Raw genomic sequence first — 19,545 nt, forward strand, 5'->3', positions numbered from 1 at the left:
GGAGAGGGGCCGGGGGTGAGGTCAAAATAAACGTACTGATTGGACGTCCCGTCTCCCCTGTCATTGCGAGGAGGGACGACGAAGCAACCTTAGGGGGTCGGGGGGAGGACAAATAAGCGTCCCGGCTCAAGGGGTCGGGAAATAAAGTCAAAACTATGAAAGGCGGGGTAATCAATCTCTTAAAAGCAAAATATCTGGTAGACCAGGGGTCTGTGAAGAACTGGCGCTTTATAGTGTTCCTGGTTATCGTAGCCATGCTGATGATCGCCAACACCCACGACTACGAGCAGAAGCTGTACCGCATTGGGGAGCTGGAAAACGAAGTGAAGATACTGAGGTCGGAGTTTGTAGACAGGCGCTCGGAGCTTATGGAGCTGAAGATGGAGTCGACCGTGTCGCGCAAAATGGAGGAGCGGGAAATATTCCCCTCATCGGTGCCGCCAAAAAAGATAAAGGTAGTTGCTGAAAAAGAAAAGGACTTTTGGGATAAGCTAAAGGTATGGGAGTAGAGGATAAAAAAACATCGTACAGGATTTACCTGGTAGCCTTCATGATTTTCGTGATGGCTATCCTTGTCTCTGTAAAGCTGATGAATATCCAGCTCGTGCAGGGCGACCACTACCGTGAGCTGGCGCAAAAGGGAACGGTAAAAAACTTCCCGCTCAAGGCCAACCGCGGCAACGTGTACTCGTCAGACGGAAGCCTTTTGGCTACGTCGATACCGCATTACACTGTGCGCTTTGACGCCATGGCGCCTACCAAAGAGAATTTTGACAAGTATGCCGAAGGCCTGGCCGATTCGCTAAACGTGATGTTTGGGCAGCCTGCGGAATATTACCACAACGAGCTGCGCAAGGCGCGCAACACGAAGAACAGGTATTTGCTGATTGCCAAAGGCCTTAGCTATACCGAATACCTGCGCGTGAAAAGTTTCCCGCTGTTTAGCCTTGGGGCTTTCAAGGGCGGCGTGATCACGGAGCAGAAGATAGTACGTGAACACCCTATCGGCCGCATTGCCGAAAGGACCATTGGATACGAGAGGATAGGCCATTCGGGCGAAAACCTTGAGGTGGGCATTGAAGGTGCCTTTGCCAAATACCTTAACGGGAAAGACGGCCGCCGCATGATGCAGAAGATCGCCAAGAACCAGTGGAAGCCGATAAGCGACGTGGATGAGGTGGAGCCGGTGGATGGCCTGGACATTGTGTCGACCATCGATGTGTACATCCAGGACATTGCCCACCACGCGCTGGTAAAGCAACTGGAGTACTATGAGGCCGACCACGGCTGCGTAGTGGTCATGGAAACGAAAACGGGGTACGTAAGGGCGATATCGAACTTGGGCAGGAATACCGACGGTACCTATTCCGAAACCGTGAACTATGCGGTATGGGAATCGCAGGAGCCGGGATCGACATTCAAGCTGCCTGCGCTTGTAGCGTTACTTGAGGACAAGAAAGTAGATACCAGCAAGGTGTATGATACCCATGGTGGGGACATCACTTATTTTGGACGCCACGTGCGCGATTCGAAAAAAGGCGGGTACGGTAAAATATCGCTGGCAAGAGGCTTTGAATTGTCATCCAATACGGTGCTTGTGCAAGCTGTATATGAAGGTTATAAGGACAACCCTAAGCAATTTGTGCAGCACATTAATGATTTTGGGCTCAACCGAAAGCTTGGGGTAACGATAAAGGGCGAAGCGTCGCCAAGGATACCGCAGCCGGAAGACCCAACGTGGTCGAGGATTTCACTGCCGTGGATGGGCTTTGGCTACGGGCTTAGCCTTACGCCGCTGCAAACGCTGACTTTCTATAACGCGATTGCCAACAATGGCGAAATGGTAAGGCCGCTGTTTGTACAGGAGATAAGGGAGCGCGACAGGCTGATAAAGAAATTTGGGAAAGAAGTGATCAACCCAAAGGTATGTTCGCAGGAAACCATCAACCAGGTGAAGGCCATCATGGCGAATGTGGTAAAAAAAGGAACGGGTTCCAAGCTGTATTCGCCCAACTTCTCGATGGCGGGCAAAACAGGGACTGCGCAGGTGAACTACGGTGGGGGCAAGGGCGATGATATGTACTATTCCTCGTCGTTTGCGGGGTATTTCCCGGCTGACAATCCGGAGTATTCGTGCATCGTGATCATCCATAAGCCGCATGTGGGCAAAGGGTATTACGGAGCTGACGTATCGGGGCCGGTATTCAAGAGGATCGCGCAAAAAATATATACCGATGTGCCAAGCACCAACGAGGTGAAAAAGCTGGACAAGGCAATAAAGAAACAGGAGTCGCTGTATGCCTCCTATTACGACAAGCAGAATAAGCTGAAGGATGCCGTACCGAACACGATAGGCATGAGCGGCATGGATGCCGTGGCACTGCTGGGCAACATGGGGCTGAAGGTGCAGGTGATAGGCATGGGCAAAGTAAAAAAACAGTCGCTGGCACCGGGACAGGCAATAGTGAAGGATCAAACCATAATATTGGAATTATCGTGATGGTTTTAAGGGATATTCTATACAAGACATCTATCGAGGCTGTGAAAGGCCCGACCGATATAGCCATCAGCAAGATGGAGTTCGACTCGCGCGCAGTGCAGCCGGGCGATGCGTTCATTGCCATAAAAGGCACGCAGAGCGACGGCCATGCCTACATTGAAAAGGCTATTGGCCTTGGCGCTGTGGCTGTGGTGTGCGAGGAAATGCCTGCAACGCTTCACGAAAGCGTGACCTATATCCTGGTAAAGCATTCGGCGGCGGCGCTGGCAACCATGGCGGCCAACTATTACGATAATCCGTCGCGCAGCCTGAAACTGGTAGGCATTACGGGCACTAATGGCAAAACCACGATTGCGACACTGCTGTACCAGCTGTTTAAGAATGCAGGTTACAAAACAGGATTGCTGTCGACCGTAAAGGTTATGGTGGCTGATGCAGAGTATCCGGCAACGCATACCACACCGGATTCGCTGGCCATCAACAGGTACCTGGCGGAAATGGTGAACGAAGGGGTGGACTACTGCTTTATGGAGGTGAGCTCGCACGGCATACACCAGCACAGGACAACGGGGCTGGAATTTGCGGGGGGGATTTTTACCAACCTGAGCCACGACCACCTGGACTACCACAACAGCTTCGCGGAATACCGCGATGTGAAGAAGAGGTTCTTTGACGAGTTGCCGAAAAATGCCTTTGCATTGGTAAACGTAGACGATAAGAACGGCCTGGTGATGCTGCAGAACACAATGGCGAAAAAGCTGACGTATGCGCTGAAGACCTATGCCGACTACAAAGCCCAGATACTGGAAAACCAGCTTTCCGGCCTGCTGCTGAAGATAAACGAGCAGGAGGTTTGGGTTAAGCTGATTGGAAGGTTCAACGCCTACAACCTGCTGGCCATATATGCGGCAGCGGTAAACCTTGGACTTGAAGGGCAGGAGGTGCTGAGGCTGATGAGCGAGCTGGAAAGCGTATCGGGCAGGTTCCAGTTCATCGTGTCCGATACGGGCATAACCGCAATAGTGGATTATGCCCATACACCTGATGCGTTGGAGAACGTGCTGAAGACGATAGAGAACATCCGTACCCGCAACGAGCAGCTGATAACCGTGGTGGGCTGCGGAGGCGACAGGGACAAGACCAAGCGCCCCGTGATGGCAAACATCGCGTCGACCATGAGCGACAGGGCGATATTCACCTCGGACAATCCGAGGAGTGAGGATCCGGTGGACATCATTGAGGACATGGAAAAGGGCGTAGAGCCGCAGAACTATAAAAAAACGGTGGCAATGGTTGACAGGCAGGCAGCGATAAAGCTGGCTTGCCAGCTGGCACAGCCGAATGACATTATACTCATAGCCGGCAAGGGCCATGAGACGTACCAGGAAATAAAGGGAGTGAAGTATGACTTTGATGACATGGCAACGGTGAAGCAAATTTTAGGGCAATTAAACAAATAGGCGTATATGCTATACTACTTATTCGAATATCTTGACAAGCAGCTGGATGTGCCGGGCACAGGAGTGTTCCAGTACATAACCTTCCGCTCGGGGCTGGCAGTGATATTGTCGCTGTTCATCTCCACCGTGTTCGGTAAAAAGATCATCAACTTCCTGCGCAGGCAGCAGATTGGTGAAACGGTGAGGGAGCTGGGCCTTGAGGGACAGACGCAAAAGGCAGGTACGCCAACCATGGGCGGGCTTATCATCATCATGTCGACGCTGATACCCGTATTGTTGCTGGCAAAGCTGCACAACATTTATGTGATGCTGCTCATTGTGACAACATTGTGGATGGGTACGATAGGCTTCATCGACGATTACATCAAGATATTCAAGAAGGATAAGGAAGGCCTTAAAGGAAAGTTCAAGGTAGTTGGTCAGGTAGGACTGGGGCTGATTGTGGGGTATGTGCTTTATTTTCACCCTGCGGTAACGGTACGCACCGACACTGCCGGGAATACCTACAGCACTGTAAGCACAACAGAGCAGACGACCATATCGCCAATGCCGAAAGAAGAAAAGTCGACAGCGACAACCATTCCGTTCTTTAAAAATAATGAGTTTGACTATGCCGAAGTATTGTCCTTCATGGGCGATGGCTATAAAGACTGGGCATGGCTGATATTCATCCCAATCGTGATCTTCATCATCACGGCGGTCTCCAACGGCGCCAACCTTACCGATGGCATCGACGGGCTCGCGGCGGGAACCTCGGCCATAGCGGTGCTCACGCTGGGGATATTTGCGTTCGTTTCGGGTAACATCATTTTCTCGAATTACCTGAACATCATGTACATCCCCAATTCGGGCGAAATGACGGTCTATATTGCCGCATTTGTGGGGTCGCTTATAGGCTTCCTGTGGTACAACACCTATCCGGCAAGCGTTTTCATGGGCGATACGGGCAGCCTTACCATTGGGGGCATCATCGCGGTGCTGGCTATCGCGGTACGCAAAGAGCTGCTTATACCGGTACTGTGCGGTATCTTCCTGGCCGAGAACCTTTCGGTGGTAATGCAGGTGAGCTACTTTAAGTACACAAAGAAGAAATATGGCGAGGGCCGCAGGATTTTCCTGATGTCGCCGCTGCACCACCACTACCAGAAAAAAGGCTACCACGAAAGCAAGATCGTGACCCGCTTCTGGATCGTGGCGATATTGCTGGGTATTTTTTCACTGGTTTCATTAAAACTGAGGTAAGATGAAGCGACTGGTAATACTTGGCGGGGGAGAGAGCGGTGTAGGTACCGCGATTCTCGGAAAGAAAAAAGGGTATGACGTGTTCATTTCCGATTTTGGGAAGATAAAGGAAAATTATAAAGAGGTGCTGGCCCTGAATGGCCTGGCCTGGGAAGAGGAAAAGCATACTGAAGATTTGATACTGAATGCCGACGTGGTGATGAAAAGCCCGGGCATACCGGACAAGTCGCCGATAGTGAAGAAGCTGAACGAAAAAGGCATCCCTGTCATATCGGAAATAGAGTTTGCACAACAGTTCATTGAAGTCGAAACCATTGGCATAACCGGAAGCAACGGCAAGACCACCACTACAATGCTTACCCACCACCTGCTCAAGCAGGGTTCGGTAAACTTTGGGCTGGCGGGCAACATAGGCAAGAGCTTTGCCTGGCAGGCAGCGGAAAACAAGCACGAGGGCTATGTGCTGGAATTAAGCAGCTTTCAACTGGACGGGATAAGGGAATATCGACCGCACATAGCGGTGATAACCAACATCAGCCCTGACCACCTCGACCGCTACGATTACAAGTATGAGAATTACATCGCGGCCAAGTTCAGGATAACGATGAACCAGACAGAGAACGATTACCTGATCTATGACGCCGATGATGAGATAATAACAAAGTGGCTCAGTGAGCACGAGATTAAAGCAAAAAAGATTCCCTTTTCGCTGACAAAGAAAGTTGAAGGAGGGATATATGCAGAGAACGACACGATTATAAGCAATATAACTAACGAACCATTTACCATGCCAATAAACGAACTATCATTAGAAGGGAAGCACAATGTGAAGAATGCCATGGCGGCTACATCGGTAGCACAGCTGATGCGCATAAGGAAAGAGACCATAAGGGAGAGCCTTTCCAACTTCCAGGGTGTGGAGCACCGTTTGGAGAAAGTACTGAAGATACAGAACGTGCAATACATTAATGACAGTAAGGCAACCAACATCAACTCGACCTACTATGCGCTGGACAGCATGGCTACCCCTACGGTTTGGATCGTGGGCGGTGTAGACAAGGGTAACGACTATGACGAGCTGATGCCGTTGGTGCGCGAAAAGGTAAAGGCTATCGTGGTGCTTGGCGTAGACAACCAGAAGATCGTGAACGCATTTGGCAATGTTGTGGATGTAATGGTGGAAACTACCAGCATGACAGAGGCTGTGAAAATAGCCCAAAAGCTGGCCGAAAAAGGCGATACGGTATTGCTGTCACCGGCCTGTGCGAGCTTTGACCTGTTTGAAAATTACGAAGAGCGCGGCAAGCAGTTCAAGAACGCCGTGCAGAATTTATAGTTCCACCTTCCCCTCCCTTGGAGGGGTGCCCGCCACGGCGGGCGGGGTGGTTAAAATATTGAGACGTTCGCGTCTGAGCAAAACGATAATGTAGAGACGTTGCATGCAACGTCTCACATAAAGAAAAAAATAAAGATTGCTTCGTCGTTCCTCCTCGCAATGACAGGACGGATGAAGGGCAAAGAAGAACAATAAAAATGAAAGAGCTAATCAATAACCTGAAGGGAGACAAAGTCATCTGGTCATTCGTGGTCCTGCTGGCGCTTATCTCATTCATGCCGGTTTTCAGCGCCAGTACCAACCTGGTGTACGTCATCGGCAAGGGCTCGACCATTGGTTACCTGATCAAGCATTTCGCACACATCTGCATCGGCTTCGGGCTAATCTACCTGGTGCACAAGGTGCCCTATCATTACTACAGGGGGCTTTCGCAGATCGCCCTGCCCATTGTGGCGCTGTTGCTGGTCTACACGTTCTTTCAGGGAACGGTGATAGACGGTGCCAATGCCAGCCGCTGGATACAGGTGCCGTTCATAGGTGTTACCTTCCAGACATCGGCGCTGGCCTCGATAGTGCTCATGGTATATGTGGCGCGCTACCTGGCCAAAATGGATGGTAAGGAAATAACCTTCAAACAGTCGTTCTTTGAGTTGTGGGTTCCTGTATTCATCATACTGGCGCTCATATTACCGGCCAACTTTTCTACCGCGGCGCTCATCTTTTCGATGGTGTGCATGCTGGTGTTCATAGGCAAGTACCCCATGCGCTACCTCGGGACCATCATAGGGATGGGGGTTGCCATGCTGGCGCTTTTTGTACTGTTCGCGAAGGCATTCCCGGATGTGATACCCAACAGGGTGGATACCTGGATAAGCCGTGTGGAGCGCTTTTGGACCGATGCGCCGGATGAGGATGACTATCAGATTGAGAAAGCCAAGATAGCGATAGCGACCGGCGGCGTATACGGGCTGGGTCCCGGCAAGAGCGTACAGAAGAACTTCCTGCCGCAATCGTCGTCCGACTTCATTTTCGCGATCATCGTGGAGGAATATGGGCTGATTGGCGGACTGAGCGTACTGGCGCTGTACCTCGTGTTGTTTTTCAGGTTCCTCGTCACGGCGCACAAGTCGCAGACGACGTTCGGCAAGCTGCTGATCGTCGGCCTCGGCTTCCCGATCATCTTCCAGGCACTCATCAACATGGGGGTTGCGGTGGAGCTGCTCCCGGTAACGGGCCAGACACTGCCGCTGATAAGCAGTGGGGGAAGCTCGATATGGATGACATGTATTTCGATAGGCATAATCATCAGCGTAACCAAGAAAGAAGAAGAGATAGCGCAGGAAATGGAAGAGAAGGAGCTGAGGGAACAGGTAATGCAGCGCATGATAGATGAGCACATCCTTCGTGAAAAGCAAAGGGAGGAAGCTGAAGCGGCAGGGCTAACGCAACCGGCAGCCTACTCGATAGAAGATGCATCGAACCCTATGAACGCGGTTTTAGGGAAATAATTTCAGATCGTAGATTTCAGATTTCAGATTGCTTCTGGGGGATGAAGATTGAACACGAGATAATAGATAAAAGATAATAGACATACAGATTGTAACGTCCCTGGCTCCCCTCTCTTTTGGAGAGGGGCTGGGGGTGAGGCTAAAAACAAACGTACTGATTAGCCGTCCCGTCTCCCCCTCCTTCGGAGGGGCCGGGGGGAGGACAAACAGCCCGGGGTAAGCTAATAAACAATAAAAAATAAACAATTAAAAATGGCCAATAAAAAATTCATACTAAGCGGCGGCGGCACAGGGGGGCACATCTACCCTGCCATTGCCATTGCAGATGAATTGAAGCGCCGTTTTCCGGAAAGTGAGATACTGTTTGTAGGCGCTAAGGATAAGATGGAAATGCAGAAGGTGCCGCAGGCGGGCTACAGCATCAAAGGGCTGTGGATTGCCGGCATACAGAGGAAGCTGACACTCGACAATGCGATGTTCCCGCTGAAGCTGGTGAGCAGCCTGATTAAGGCCAGGGGCATCATTAAAAGCTTTAAGCCGGATGTAGTGATAGGCACGGGCGGATTTGCCAGCGGGCCATTGCTGAAGGCGGCCTCCTCAATGGGGATTCCGACAGTGATACAGGAACAGAATTCCTATCCGGGTATCACGAACAAGTGGCTTTCGAAGCAGGCGGACAAGATATGCGTGGCGTATGATAACCTGGAACGTTTTTTCCCGGCGTCAAAAATAGTTTTTACAGGCAACCCGGTACGCCAGGATTTGATACATACCGAAGATAACAGGGCAGCCGCGTTACAGAAGTATGGCCTTGACCCGCAAAAAAAGACCCTGCTGGTACTGGGCGGGAGCCTTGGCTCGATGCGCATCAACCAGCTGATAGCAAAAGAGCTTACGTGGCTGCTGGCGCAAAACGTGCAGGTGATATGGCAGTGCGGCAAGTTCTATTTTGAACAGTACAGGCACCACGGCGATACTGATAATGTGCAGGTGCTGTCGTTCATCGACAGGATGGACCTGGCATATGCCGCGGCCGATGTGGTACTGTCAAGGTCGGGAGCTTCATCGGTATCGGAACTGTGCATCGTGGGCAAGCCGGTGATTTTCATACCCTCGCCCAATGTAGCCGAAGACCACCAAACGAAAAATGCGCAAAGCATTGTAGACAAAGACGGCGCGCTGATGCTTAAGGAAGTACAGCTGGACACACAATTCCAGCCCGTGTTTGAGGATTTGCTGCATAATGAAGACAAGCAGCGCAGGCTGGGTGAGAACATAAAGAAACTGGCAAAGGTAAATGCCACAAATGATATTGTTGAGGAGATAATAAAGTTGCTGAGGGACTGAGTGGCTTAGTTTCTGAGGTGCCAGAGAAGGACCCCGGAAGCTAAAACCTAAGAACCTAAGGCACTAAGCAACTAAGGACCTATGGAGCTTGCAAACATACATAACGTCTATTTTGTAGGGATCGGGGGCATCGGCATGAGTGCCCTGGCCCGCTATTTCAAATTCATAGGCAAAAATGTAGCCGGGTATGACCGTACGCCTACCCACCTTACGGATGAGCTGAAGGCGGAGGGTATACACATCCATTTTGAAGACAGGCTGGAGCTGATAGGGCTTCCGTTTCTTAAAAAAGAAAATACACTGGTAGTGGTAACCCCTGCCGTGCCAAAACACCACATGCAATGGAGGTATTTCCTGGACAATGGCTTCGTGGTGAAGAAGCGCGCCGAGGTGCTGGGCATCATTACCAAAGACACCTATTGCTTTGCAGTTGCGGGAACGCATGGCAAGACAACAACGTCGAGCATACTGGGCCATGTACTGTATGAAAGCGGCGTGGACGTGACGGCATTTTTGGGCGGTATCGTTGAGAACTACAACAGCAACCTGATAGGCAGCGGCAAGACGGTAACGGTGGTAGAGGCGGATGAGTTTGACCGCTCGTTCCTGCACCTGCACCCGGACATGGCCTGCATCACATCGATGGATGCCGACCATTTGGACATATATGGCGATGAGGCTGCGATAGTAGCAACATTCAGGGAGTTTGCCGACAAAGTGGAGGATAAAAAGCACTTGTTTGTGACCAAAGGACTCCCACTGGAAGGGGTAACAGTGGGCGTAAACGGTGGGGATTTTTCTGCGGAAAACATAAGGATTGAAGACGGTTGGTATGTATTTGACGTAATGACGCCAACCGGAAACATAAAGGACATTAAGTTCGGCCTTCCGGGGCACCACAACCTGACCAATGCGCTGTTGGCGCTGGCCATGGCGAGTACCTATGGTGTGGCATCGGGAGACATTGCAAAGGCGCTGGAAACCTTTAAAGGCGTAAAGCGGAGGTTTTCCTACCAGATAAAAAAAACGGGATTGGTATACATAGACGACTATGCGCACCACCCTACGGAGATAAATGCGGTGCACCAGGCGGTAAGCGAGCTGTATCCGGGCAAAAAAGTCCTTGCAGTGTTCCAGCCGCACCTGTTCAGCCGCACAAGGGATTTTGCCGACGGGTTTGCCAAAAGCCTGTCTGCGTTTGAGAATGTCGTATTGCTGGATATTTATCCGGCAAGGGAGCTGCCCATGGAGGGGATCACCTCGAAATGGCTTTTGGAAAAGATGGATAACCCCAATAAAAAGCTGGTTAGCAAAGCCGATTTGCTGCCCTTGCTGAAAATGACAGATGCCGAAGTGATCATCACGATAGGTGCCGGGGACATCGGGGAAATGGTACCTGAAATTAAAAAAGTTTTAGATGAAAAAAATTAATTGGAATGACGTGCGGCTGGTGCTGATGCTTGGCGCCGTGATCTTCCTGTTTGCTTTCTCATCAAAGCGCAATGAAAGCAGGATGCTGAAGAAGGTGGATGTAATATTTTCTGATAATGAGGCTTTTATAACACGTGATAAAGTTAATAAGTTGTTGATACAAAATTATGGCAGTGTTACGGGCATCAGGAAAGATAAATTAGATTTGAATAACGTGGAAAAAACACTCGATGCGGATCCGATGATTGATAAGGCAGAGGTTTTTACCACGATAGACGGCAGGCTTGAGGCGGTTGTAAAGCAGCGCCAGCCGGTAGCCAGGATATACAGGGGGGCGGATTCGTATTACATTGACAGCAAAGGGCAGGCCATGCCGCTATCTGATAACTATACTGCCAGGGTGCCTATTGTAACAGGCGAAATTGACAGTGTGGACAAGGACAAGCTACGCGGGCTGCTTTGCTATATCAACAACGATGGGTTCCTGAAAAAGAATATCATTGGTGTGGAAGTTTACGCCACGGGCGGCATGAGGATGAAGAGCAGGGGATATGATTATGACATCCTGTTTGGCAGGCCGATAAACATTGAGAAGAAGTTTAATAATTATAAGGCGTTCCTGCAGGAAGCCGTTAGGGATACATTGATTGAACAGTACAAAACAATTAACCTGAAGTTTACGCAACAGGTAGTGTGCACCAAAAAATAGAGTATGGAAAAAGACAACATTGCAGTAGGTTTAGACATCGGGACGACAAAGATCGTGGCGATGATAGGCAGAAAAAATGAGTATGGGAAACTGGAGATCCTGGGTGTGGGTAAGTCCAAGAGCCTGGGTGTTGCCAGAGGGGTTGTTAATAACATAACGCAAACCATCCAGTCGATACAGCAGGCCATTCAGGAGGCTGAGTCGGATTCAGGATACAAGATCAACGATGTGGTGGTAGGCATTGCGGGGCAGCACATACGCAGCATCCAGCACAGCGACTACATTTCCAGGAACAATCCGGAGGAAGTGATAGGCGATGCCGACATCGACATGCTGATCAACCAGGTGCATAAGCTGGCGATGCTTCCGGGTGAGGAGATCATCCATGTACTGCCGCAGGAATTCAAGATTGACGGCCAAAGCGAAATAAAGGAACCTATAGGCATGTATGGCGGCAGGCTGGAAAGCAGCTTCCACGTGGTGGTAGGCCAAGCATCATCCATCCGTAACGTGGGCCGATGCATCAAGAGCTCCGGGCTTGACCTTTCGGGCCTTACGCTGGAGCCGCTGGCTTCTGCCGATGCAGTACTGAGCCAGGAAGAAAAAGAGGCGGGTGTGGCGCTTATCGACATAGGCGGCGGCACTACCGACCTTGCTATTTTCAAGGACGGGATCATTCGCCATACGGCAGTGATACCATTTGGCGGCAACGTGATTACCGACGACATCAAGGAAGGATGCTCGATCATTGAAAAGCAGGCAGAGTTGCTGAAGACCAAGTTCGGTTCGGCATGGCCGGGTGAGAATAAGGACAACGAGATCGTTTCGATCCCTGGCCTTCGCGGACGCGAGCCGAAAGAAATATCATTGAAAAACCTCTCAAAGATCATCCATGCCCGTGTGGTGGAAATCATTGAACAGGTATTTGCCGAGATAAAAGCATACGGACATGAAGACCCGCGCAAAAAGCTGATTGCAGGCATCGTACTTACAGGAGGCGGTTCGCAGCTGAACCACATCAAGCAATTGGTGGAATACATTACCGGCATGGATACCCGCATAGGCTATCCTAACGAGCACCTGGCCGGCGACAGCGACGAGGAGATATCAAGCCCGTTATATGCCACGGCAGTAGGGCTTGTAATGAACAGCATGCGCAATAATACGTACAGCGCAACGCCGCTGGTAGAATTGCAAAAGCCTGCAGCGCCGCCGGTAGCAAGGCATCAGCCGATCGTAAATACCGTAGTGGCGCCCGAACCAGTGATGGAAGAGGAACCCGAACCGGTTGCCGTAGCTGCCCAAGCGCCTAAAAGCCAGAATGAAAGCACCGAGAAGAAGGTAAAGAGGTCGTTTTTCGACAAGTATATAGACAAGATCAAAGATTTTTTAGATAACGCAGAATAAAAACCCGATGGATATGATGAACACAGAATTTGGAAGCATTTCGTTTGATTTACCAAAAAATCAATCGAACGTGATCAAGGTAATTGGTGTTGGCGGAGGCGGTAGCAACGCGATCAACCACATGTTTAAGCAGGGGATCAAAGGTGTTGATTTTATTGTCTGCAATACAGATTCACAGGCATTGCAGAATAGCCCTGTCCCAAACAAGATACAGCTTGGGGTAGGCCTTACCGAAGGGCTTGGTGCGGGTGCAAATCCGGAGGTAGGCCAGCAGTCGGCGCTGGAAAGCATCGACGACATTGAGAAAATGCTGGACACCAATACAAAAATGATATTCATAACAGCGGGTATGGGCGGTGGTACCGGTACCGGTGCAGCTCCCGTTATTGCACAGCTGGCTAAAGAGAGGGATATCCTTACCGTGGGCATCGTGACCATACCGTTCCAGTTTGAAGGAAAGGTAAGGAGCGAGCAGGCCCTTGCCGGTGTGGAAAGGCTGCGCAAGCAGGTGGACTCGCTTATCGTGATAAACAATAACAAGCTGCGCGAAGTATACGGCAACCTGGGCTTTAAGGCGGGGTTTTCAAAAGCGGACGAAGTTTTGGCAACGGCCTCAAGGGGCATTGCCGAGGTAATTACGCACCACTACACGCAAAACATCGACCTTAAGGATGCCAAGACTGTTTTGAGCAACAGTGGTACTGCCATAATGGGGTCGGCTGTGGCTTTGGGCGATAACCGTGCCAAGGATGCCATTGTTGACGCTTTGGATTCGCCGTTATTGAACGATAACAAAATTACAGGTGCTAAAAACGTGCTGTTGCTGATCGTTTCGGGTACTAGCGAAATCACCATCGATGAGATAGGCGAAATAAACGACCACATCCAGTCGGAAGCAGGTTACAATGCCAACATCATCATGGGTGTGGGCGAGGATGAGTCGCTGGGTGATTCTATTGCGGTAACCATCATCGCGACAGGCTTTAATGTAGAGCAGCAGGCTGAGATCGTGAACACGGAGCCCAAGAAGATAATCCACGCGCTGGAGGAGGACCAAAGACTGGTGCGTGACCTGACGCAAAGGCCAATTGTGCCATCATTCGACCTTTCGGCTCCCGTAGCTGAAGAGCCGAAGCGTGAAATCAAGGCTGAGCCTGTTGTTGAGGAGAAAATTGTATTTGCGCTTGAGGAGGAAGTCATTGAGGAAAAAAAGCCGATAGCTGAAGTTGTTGAAGCGCCAGTTGCCGAAGTGCCTGCGTTCCCATCTTCAGAATACATCAATAACCTTGACGTTTTCTTTGAGATTGTAACGCCTGAAAGAGCGCCTGAACCTGTGCAGCAATTCCAGATTAAAGATGTAAGGGAAATTGAGGTGATCGATGCAGAATTTGTGATCGTGGAGAAAGAACAGGAGCAATTTGCTTTTTCATTCGACCTTTCCATCGACAACCAGAAAAAAGAAGAGCCGTTGCTTTTCAGCCTGACAGAAGAGACCCGTGCAATAAAAGTGAACGAGCCTGTACAGGTTGTTCCGGTGACGGAAGTGAACGAATCTGGCGTGATACGCTATTCGCTGGATGATTACCTGGAGAAGGAAGCGGAACTGGTTAACTCAAAACCTGTTGCAAAGGTGGAGGAGCCAATTGCGCCTGAACTTAACCTGACCGTAAAGAGGAGTGAGCAGTCCGAGCCTGCAAGGTTCAATCCGCAGGATGGCATTTCTCCGGTAGAGATGACTATTGAGGAGACGCTTCGCCTGAGGGCAGAAGAGCGCAGGAAAAAGATGAAGGAGTTTAACTATAAGTTCCACAACAGCGCTTCGAAAGTAGATGAATATGAGCGGGAACCGGCCTACAAAAGGATGGGCATAGACCTGAACGATTCCCGTACTGATAATAGCAAGTCCCGTTTATCATTGGGGATGGATAGTAACGACGACTTACAGTTGCGTTCAAACAATTCGTTCCTGCATGACAATGTGGATTAAACTAACCCAAATGTGAACCTTAACCCGAAAATATCTTACTATTTTCGGGTTATTTTTTGGCCTATTGCTTTGTCATGGTGAAAGCCATCATAACGTGGTTGTTTGCCGGGATTTCGGTTTGAAAGTTGGTGCCAAACATGCTTGCGACCCCATCGGTATGCTGTCCGAACAGAGTAACAGGCTGCGCATTGTACTGACCGGCATTAATGGTAGGTATTCCCAGCGGTGGGGGTAAGTATGAATCCGGGCCATTGGACGAATCCGGATAAAGTGTAGGCATGAAGTCGCTGAATTGTACCGCGAAATAATTACCGTCGGCAACTTCTGCCCAGGCTGCCTGAAAGGTTCCGGGCGTGCAGCCCATTGGCGGATTAGTAGCAGTTATATTTGCTACTCCTGCATTTTGTGAAGGCCCGTTTTGGATGAATTCAATGGTTCCTTCCATGTCTCCTTGTGTGGAAAATGTCCATGTTGTTCCTGCTAATGTACTCATGATGTTTAGTTGTTTGGTTGTCCTACTCTTTTGGTTTTTCAGATTCCACCTCCGGTTAAAAATGCTGAACCGGAACAGATTTTATTACAGATGCATGCCTTAGCGGATACCAGCTGTTGTATTTACTTTACAAAGTTTGGAAAGTTGCGGGCTTGTTAAATCGCCCTTAAAGATGATTTTGCCCATACCTCTTTTGGGGTATCTGTGCAGATCATGGCAATAAGATAATAAAGGTAGCAAGTGTTCTTACCTTAAAATATCTTAGAATTTTCGGGTTATTTTTTTATCTTCGCAGGCACATTTTAAAACCCTGTACTATGAGTTTACAGACACAGATCATGGACGAGATGAAAACTGCCATGAAAGCGAAAGATACGGTGGCCCTTGAGTCGCTGCGCGCGATAAAAAGCGCCATATTGCTGGCCCAGACCGAAAGCGGCGCGAAGGAAGAGCTGTCGCAGGAAGAAGAGATAAAGCTGTTGCAAAGGCTGGTTAAACAGCGTAAGGACAGTGCAAACATATACATAGAGCAGGGCCGCCAGGATCTTGCCGACCCGGAACTGGCACAGGTTGCCGTAATTGAAAAGTTCCTTCCCGCGCAATTGGGTGAGGCCGAAGTAGAGGCATTGGTTAAGAAAATCATAGCTGATAACGGATTCTCGGGTATGGCCGATATGGGCAAGGTGATGGGCATTGCCTCTAAAGAGCTTGCGGGCCAGGCGGATGGCAAGACAATATCCAACGCGGTGAAAAAGGCACTCGCTTAATTTTTAAGGTATCAGGTTTAAAGTTTCAGGTTGGACAGTTTGAAATCATAAACCCGAAATCTGTAATAAAACTGGCTCCATAGTTCAATGGATAGAATTTCAGATTCCGGTTCTGAAGATTTGGGTTCGAATCCCGATGGAGTCACAATCCCCAGTTCACACTGGGGTTTTTTGTTTGTATTGGTGCTGTACCGATAACGTTGCTACAGGGTACTGTATCCGGAAATCAAATTTAATATTACCGCAACATCTTAATTCATAGCTTTGCCCATAAATCAAAGATTGTAACTGTTCCTATGCAAAAAATTACGCACCATTTCCTTGTTATCGCCTTAGCAGGTTTCGGTATGTGGCTTAACGCCCAGACCACGGTCCTCAACGAGACGCTGCTCACGCAGGAGAGCTTCAATACCTTTACGCGCGTCAGTGTTTCCGGTGCCCAGGAGTGGAGCTTCAGTCCGCAATATGGCGCGGTGTGCAGCGGATATTTTAACAATCAAAGTAACGCCAATGAAGACTGGCTCATAAGTCCTGAAATGAACTTTTTGCAAATAGACGACGTAACGCTGACCTTTAATCATACCCGGGGGCCGGGTGCCATGGTGAGTGTAGGTGTGGCCGAAGGTTGGTACAAAGCATTTGCGACCGCCAATTATACGGGTAACCCCTCAACAACAAGCTGGGTAGAACTTAGCGGACTAAACCAGAGCATAACCGACGGCTGGCAATACATAGCTTCAGGAAACCTTGAAATTCCTTCTTTGGCAAAGTCGGCACATTCACGTATTGCTTTCCGCTACATCAGCAACGCAGCTCAAAGCGCCACATGGGAAATTAAAAATGTAAAGGTTACGGCTGTGCCCCAGGGAACGGTAAGCTTCAGGATAACCAACTGGAATGCCGAGTGGCTGGGCTGTACGCAGTTTGGCCCGGAAAATGAGAGCCTGCAGCTTAGCAACGTTGCATCGGCGATGCTACTGATGGATTCCGATGTGTACTGCCTGCAGGAAATCAGCAATACCCCTTCAATGCCAACAATAGCATCACTGGTTGCCCAAATGGGAAGCACCCAGTGGGGAGGTGCCATTGTACCGTCTAATACAGGAGACTGTAATCAGAGACAGGCCATTATATACAAAAAGGCGCGAGTACAGCTGGTAAGTTCATCGGAATTGAATAACGGGAATCCGGCACAGGGCAATACTTATCATTATAACTGGACCAGCGGTCGCTTTCCGGCGTTATACAACATTAACCTGCTTTCAGGCAGTACTGTCATACCGGTTTCTCTCGTTAATATCCATGCCAAGGCTGAGGATGGCAATGAATCCAGCTACATACGGAGGAAAGGTGGGTCGGAAGGGCTTAAAGGCATACTCGACAGCCCGACATATAATAGCAAGAATGTTATCATTCTTGGAGACTTTAATGACTATCTGATAGGCACTTCCAGCGATGTATGCAACTGTACTGTTTCGCCTTATAAGAATTTTATTGACGATGCGGGCAATTACAATGGCATTACGAAAGATATTACGGATGTGAACACTAACTGGGGCATACGTCCTATTATTGATAATGTCGTCATATCTAATGAACTGGCCGATAATTATGTGGGAAGCAGCGCAATGCAGGAAGCCCTGTTGCCGAATTCCATTCCTGATTACTATTTTACGACTTCTACACACCTTCCGATAACTGCAGTTTTCCAGTTTGAAGTGCTGGGCACTCCTGAATTTCAACAGGCCGCCTGGACCGTATATCCCAACCCTGTGAAAAACGAGCTGAATATTACATCCACCGGTACTTTAGAAGATAAGCAAACCACTATTTATGACCTTACCGGGAGACAGGTATTTACAGGCCGGCTATCAGGGGAGGTTATTAATGTAAGCGCTTTGCCGGCGGGCATATATATCCTGAAGCTGGATGGCAGGAGCGCCAGGTTCGTGAAGGAATAAATCTTTTAAAAAAACAGGGAAGGGTAAATTGCTGCATCATTTTACCCTTTTCTTTTTTTGTAACTTCGGGTATCTGAATCAATAACAATGAAATCTGAAATTCTTATCATCGGTGCCGGTGCATCCGGATTGATGGCTGCGTATACTTTGGCGAAGGCCGGAAAAACAGTTACGGTTCTCGAGGCCCGTAACCGCATAGGGGGGCGCATCCACACCATGACCGGTAAAGGTTTCTCTATGCCGGTTGAGTTGGGTGCCGAGTTTGTGCACGGCAACCTTCCGGTTACGCTGGGACTGCTAAAGCAAGCCGGGATTGCTTATAAAGATGTGGGCTTTGAAATGTGGCAATACCATGGCGGCATGCTGGAGCAGAGTGATGAGTTTGTGGAAGGCTGGGATGCTTTTCTGGAAAAGCTGAACCAACTGGAAGAAGACATGCCTATACTTGATTTCATTGAAAAGGAATTTTCGGGTGAGGAGTACGTCGTGATGCGACGGCAGATTGTGGATTATGTGTCCGGTTATGATACTGCCGATGTAAATGATGCAGGCGCCTTTGCACTTCGCAACGAATGGAACCATGAAGACGAAGATGCCCAGCACCGCATTAATGAAGGCTATGGTGCACTAATGGATTATCTCGCCAGGGGTGTGCGGAACCCCGGTAATCAAATCCATTTGAATACTGTTGTAAGTGAAATAGCCTGGGAAAAAAATGCCGTGAAGGCCATTGCTGCAGACGGTAGCATTTATAGCGCTGATAAGATTATCATCGCCCTGCCGTTGGGAGTGTTGCAGTTCACCCAGGGCAAAGGGGCCGTACAATTCAGTCCATCGATCGAAAGGCAGGAAAAAGCCTTCAGGGATATAGGCTTCGGTTCGGTAATAAAGATACTGCTGGAGTTTGATGCTGTTTTTTGGGAAGGTGCTGCAGGGTCCATGGGATTCCTGTTCAGCGATGAGAAAATACCTACCTACTGGACACAGTCGCCCCTACGCAGCCCGTTATTGACCGGCTGGCTGGGCGGCCCTCCGGCATATGCGCAAAAAGATGCTTCCGCAGGAGCTGTATTACAGATGGCGCTTGGTTCATTAGCCAATATATTTGGAAGGACGCGGGAGGAATTGCACGGCAGGCTTGTGGCCTGGCAGGTAGCCAACTGGACCGCTGAGCCTTTTACCCGGGGGTCGTATGCTTATGATAAAGTTGAAAGCCCTGCAGCCCGGAAAATTTTATTGCAACCTGTTGAAGGTACACTCTATTTTGCAGGGGAATATCTGTACGACGGCCCTGCCATGGGTACCGTGGAAGCGGCATTGACAAGCGGGAGGGATTCGGCAATGAAACTGCTTGCAGGGAGCTCCAAATAAAAAAAAACCGCATCATTAAGATGCGG

The 19,545-nt window shown here is 49.6% G+C and carries 15 protein-coding genes and 1 tRNA gene; 15 read left to right on the forward strand and 1 reads right to left on the reverse strand.

Annotation, left to right across the window (positions count from 1 at the left end):
- Positions 1 to 155: 155 nt before the first annotated feature.
- The 11 genes from OGH69_RS10445 to ftsZ all read left to right on the forward strand — a co-directional run bounded on the left by OGH69_RS10445 (position 156) and on the right by ftsZ (position 14,927).
- Positions 156 to 509 carry an FtsL-like putative cell division protein gene (locus tag OGH69_RS10445; protein ID WP_265174411.1) on the forward strand — a complete coding sequence of 118 codons (354 nt, stop codon included), beginning with the start codon at positions 156 to 158 and terminating at the stop codon, positions 507 to 509.
- The gene (locus OGH69_RS10450; RefSeq protein WP_265174412.1) at positions 500 to 2,500 is read left to right on the forward strand and encodes a penicillin-binding protein; all 2,001 of its coding nucleotides are present in this window, start codon (positions 500 to 502) and stop codon (positions 2,498 to 2,500) included. The genes OGH69_RS10445 and OGH69_RS10450 overlap by 10 nt, the downstream gene beginning before the upstream one ends.
- Positions 2,497 to 3,960 carry a UDP-N-acetylmuramoyl-L-alanyl-D-glutamate--2,6-diaminopimelate ligase gene (locus OGH69_RS10455; protein ID WP_265174413.1) on the forward strand — a complete coding sequence of 488 codons (1,464 nt, stop codon included), beginning with the start codon at positions 2,497 to 2,499 and terminating at the stop codon, positions 3,958 to 3,960. The genes OGH69_RS10450 and OGH69_RS10455 overlap by 4 nt, the downstream gene beginning before the upstream one ends.
- A gap of 6 nt (positions 3,961 to 3,966) precedes the next feature.
- The gene (gene mraY, locus OGH69_RS10460; RefSeq protein WP_265174414.1) at positions 3,967 to 5,202 is read left to right on the forward strand and encodes a phospho-N-acetylmuramoyl-pentapeptide-transferase; all 1,236 of its coding nucleotides are present in this window, start codon (positions 3,967 to 3,969) and stop codon (positions 5,200 to 5,202) included.
- A gap of 1 nt (position 5,203) precedes the next feature.
- A complete protein-coding gene (gene murD / locus OGH69_RS10465) occupies positions 5,204 to 6,538 on the forward strand; it encodes a UDP-N-acetylmuramoyl-L-alanine--D-glutamate ligase (protein WP_265174415.1) in 1,335 nt (444 codons plus the stop codon).
- Positions 6,539 to 6,735: 197 nt separating this feature from the next.
- Positions 6,736 to 8,046 (forward strand): FtsW/RodA/SpoVE family cell cycle protein, encoded by a 1,311-nt coding sequence (locus tag OGH69_RS10470; protein WP_265174416.1) that lies wholly within the window; start codon positions 6,736 to 6,738, stop codon positions 8,044 to 8,046.
- Positions 8,047 to 8,298: 252 nt separating this feature from the next.
- Positions 8,299 to 9,393 (forward strand): undecaprenyldiphospho-muramoylpentapeptide beta-N-acetylglucosaminyltransferase, encoded by a 1,095-nt coding sequence (gene murG / locus OGH69_RS10475; RefSeq protein WP_265174417.1) that lies wholly within the window; start codon positions 8,299 to 8,301, stop codon positions 9,391 to 9,393.
- 81 nt (positions 9,394 to 9,474) lie between these two features.
- Positions 9,475 to 10,824: a UDP-N-acetylmuramate--L-alanine ligase gene (gene murC, locus OGH69_RS10480; protein WP_265174418.1), complete on the forward strand. Its 1,350-nt coding sequence runs from the start codon at positions 9,475 to 9,477 to the stop codon at positions 10,822 to 10,824.
- Complete coding sequence (locus OGH69_RS10485) at positions 10,811 to 11,533, forward strand: cell division protein FtsQ/DivIB (protein ID WP_265174419.1); 723 nt, start codon at positions 10,811 to 10,813, stop codon at positions 11,531 to 11,533. Before murC ends, OGH69_RS10485 begins: the two co-directional genes overlap by 14 nt.
- Before the next feature lie 3 nt (positions 11,534 to 11,536).
- Positions 11,537 to 12,940: a cell division protein FtsA gene (gene ftsA, locus OGH69_RS10490; protein WP_265174420.1), complete on the forward strand. Its 1,404-nt coding sequence runs from the start codon at positions 11,537 to 11,539 to the stop codon at positions 12,938 to 12,940.
- A gap of 13 nt (positions 12,941 to 12,953) precedes the next feature.
- A complete protein-coding gene (gene ftsZ / locus OGH69_RS10495; protein ID WP_265174421.1) occupies positions 12,954 to 14,927 on the forward strand; it encodes a cell division protein FtsZ in 1,974 nt (657 codons plus the stop codon).
- Between the two features lie 61 nt (positions 14,928 to 14,988).
- On the opposite strand, the gene OGH69_RS10500 is transcribed toward ftsZ, so the two are convergent.
- A complete protein-coding gene (locus OGH69_RS10500) occupies positions 14,989 to 15,420 on the reverse strand; it encodes a hypothetical protein (protein ID WP_265174422.1) in 432 nt (143 codons plus the stop codon).
- 317 nt (positions 15,421 to 15,737) lie between these two features.
- On the opposite strand from OGH69_RS10500, the gene OGH69_RS10505 reads away from it, so the two are divergent.
- The 4 genes from OGH69_RS10505 to OGH69_RS10520 all read left to right on the forward strand — a co-directional run bounded on the left by OGH69_RS10505 (position 15,738) and on the right by OGH69_RS10520 (position 19,519).
- A complete protein-coding gene (locus OGH69_RS10505; RefSeq protein ID WP_265174423.1) occupies positions 15,738 to 16,187 on the forward strand; it encodes a GatB/YqeY domain-containing protein in 450 nt (149 codons plus the stop codon).
- A 73-nt stretch (positions 16,188 to 16,260) separates the two neighbouring features.
- Positions 16,261 to 16,332: transfer RNA gene (locus OGH69_RS10510), tRNA-Arg, on the forward strand.
- A 151-nt stretch (positions 16,333 to 16,483) separates the two neighbouring features.
- Positions 16,484 to 18,148 carry a T9SS-dependent choice-of-anchor J family protein gene (locus OGH69_RS10515; RefSeq protein ID WP_265174424.1) on the forward strand — a complete coding sequence of 555 codons (1,665 nt, stop codon included), beginning with the start codon at positions 16,484 to 16,486 and terminating at the stop codon, positions 18,146 to 18,148.
- Between the two features lie 87 nt (positions 18,149 to 18,235).
- Positions 18,236 to 19,519 (forward strand): flavin monoamine oxidase family protein, encoded by a 1,284-nt coding sequence (locus OGH69_RS10520; protein WP_265174425.1) that lies wholly within the window; start codon positions 18,236 to 18,238, stop codon positions 19,517 to 19,519.
- The last annotated feature ends 26 nt before the right edge of the window (positions 19,520 to 19,545 follow it).

Source organism: Flavobacterium sp. MFBS3-15, from assembly GCF_026107645.2.
Taxonomy (GTDB): domain Bacteria; phylum Bacteroidota; class Bacteroidia; order Flavobacteriales; family Flavobacteriaceae; genus Flavobacterium.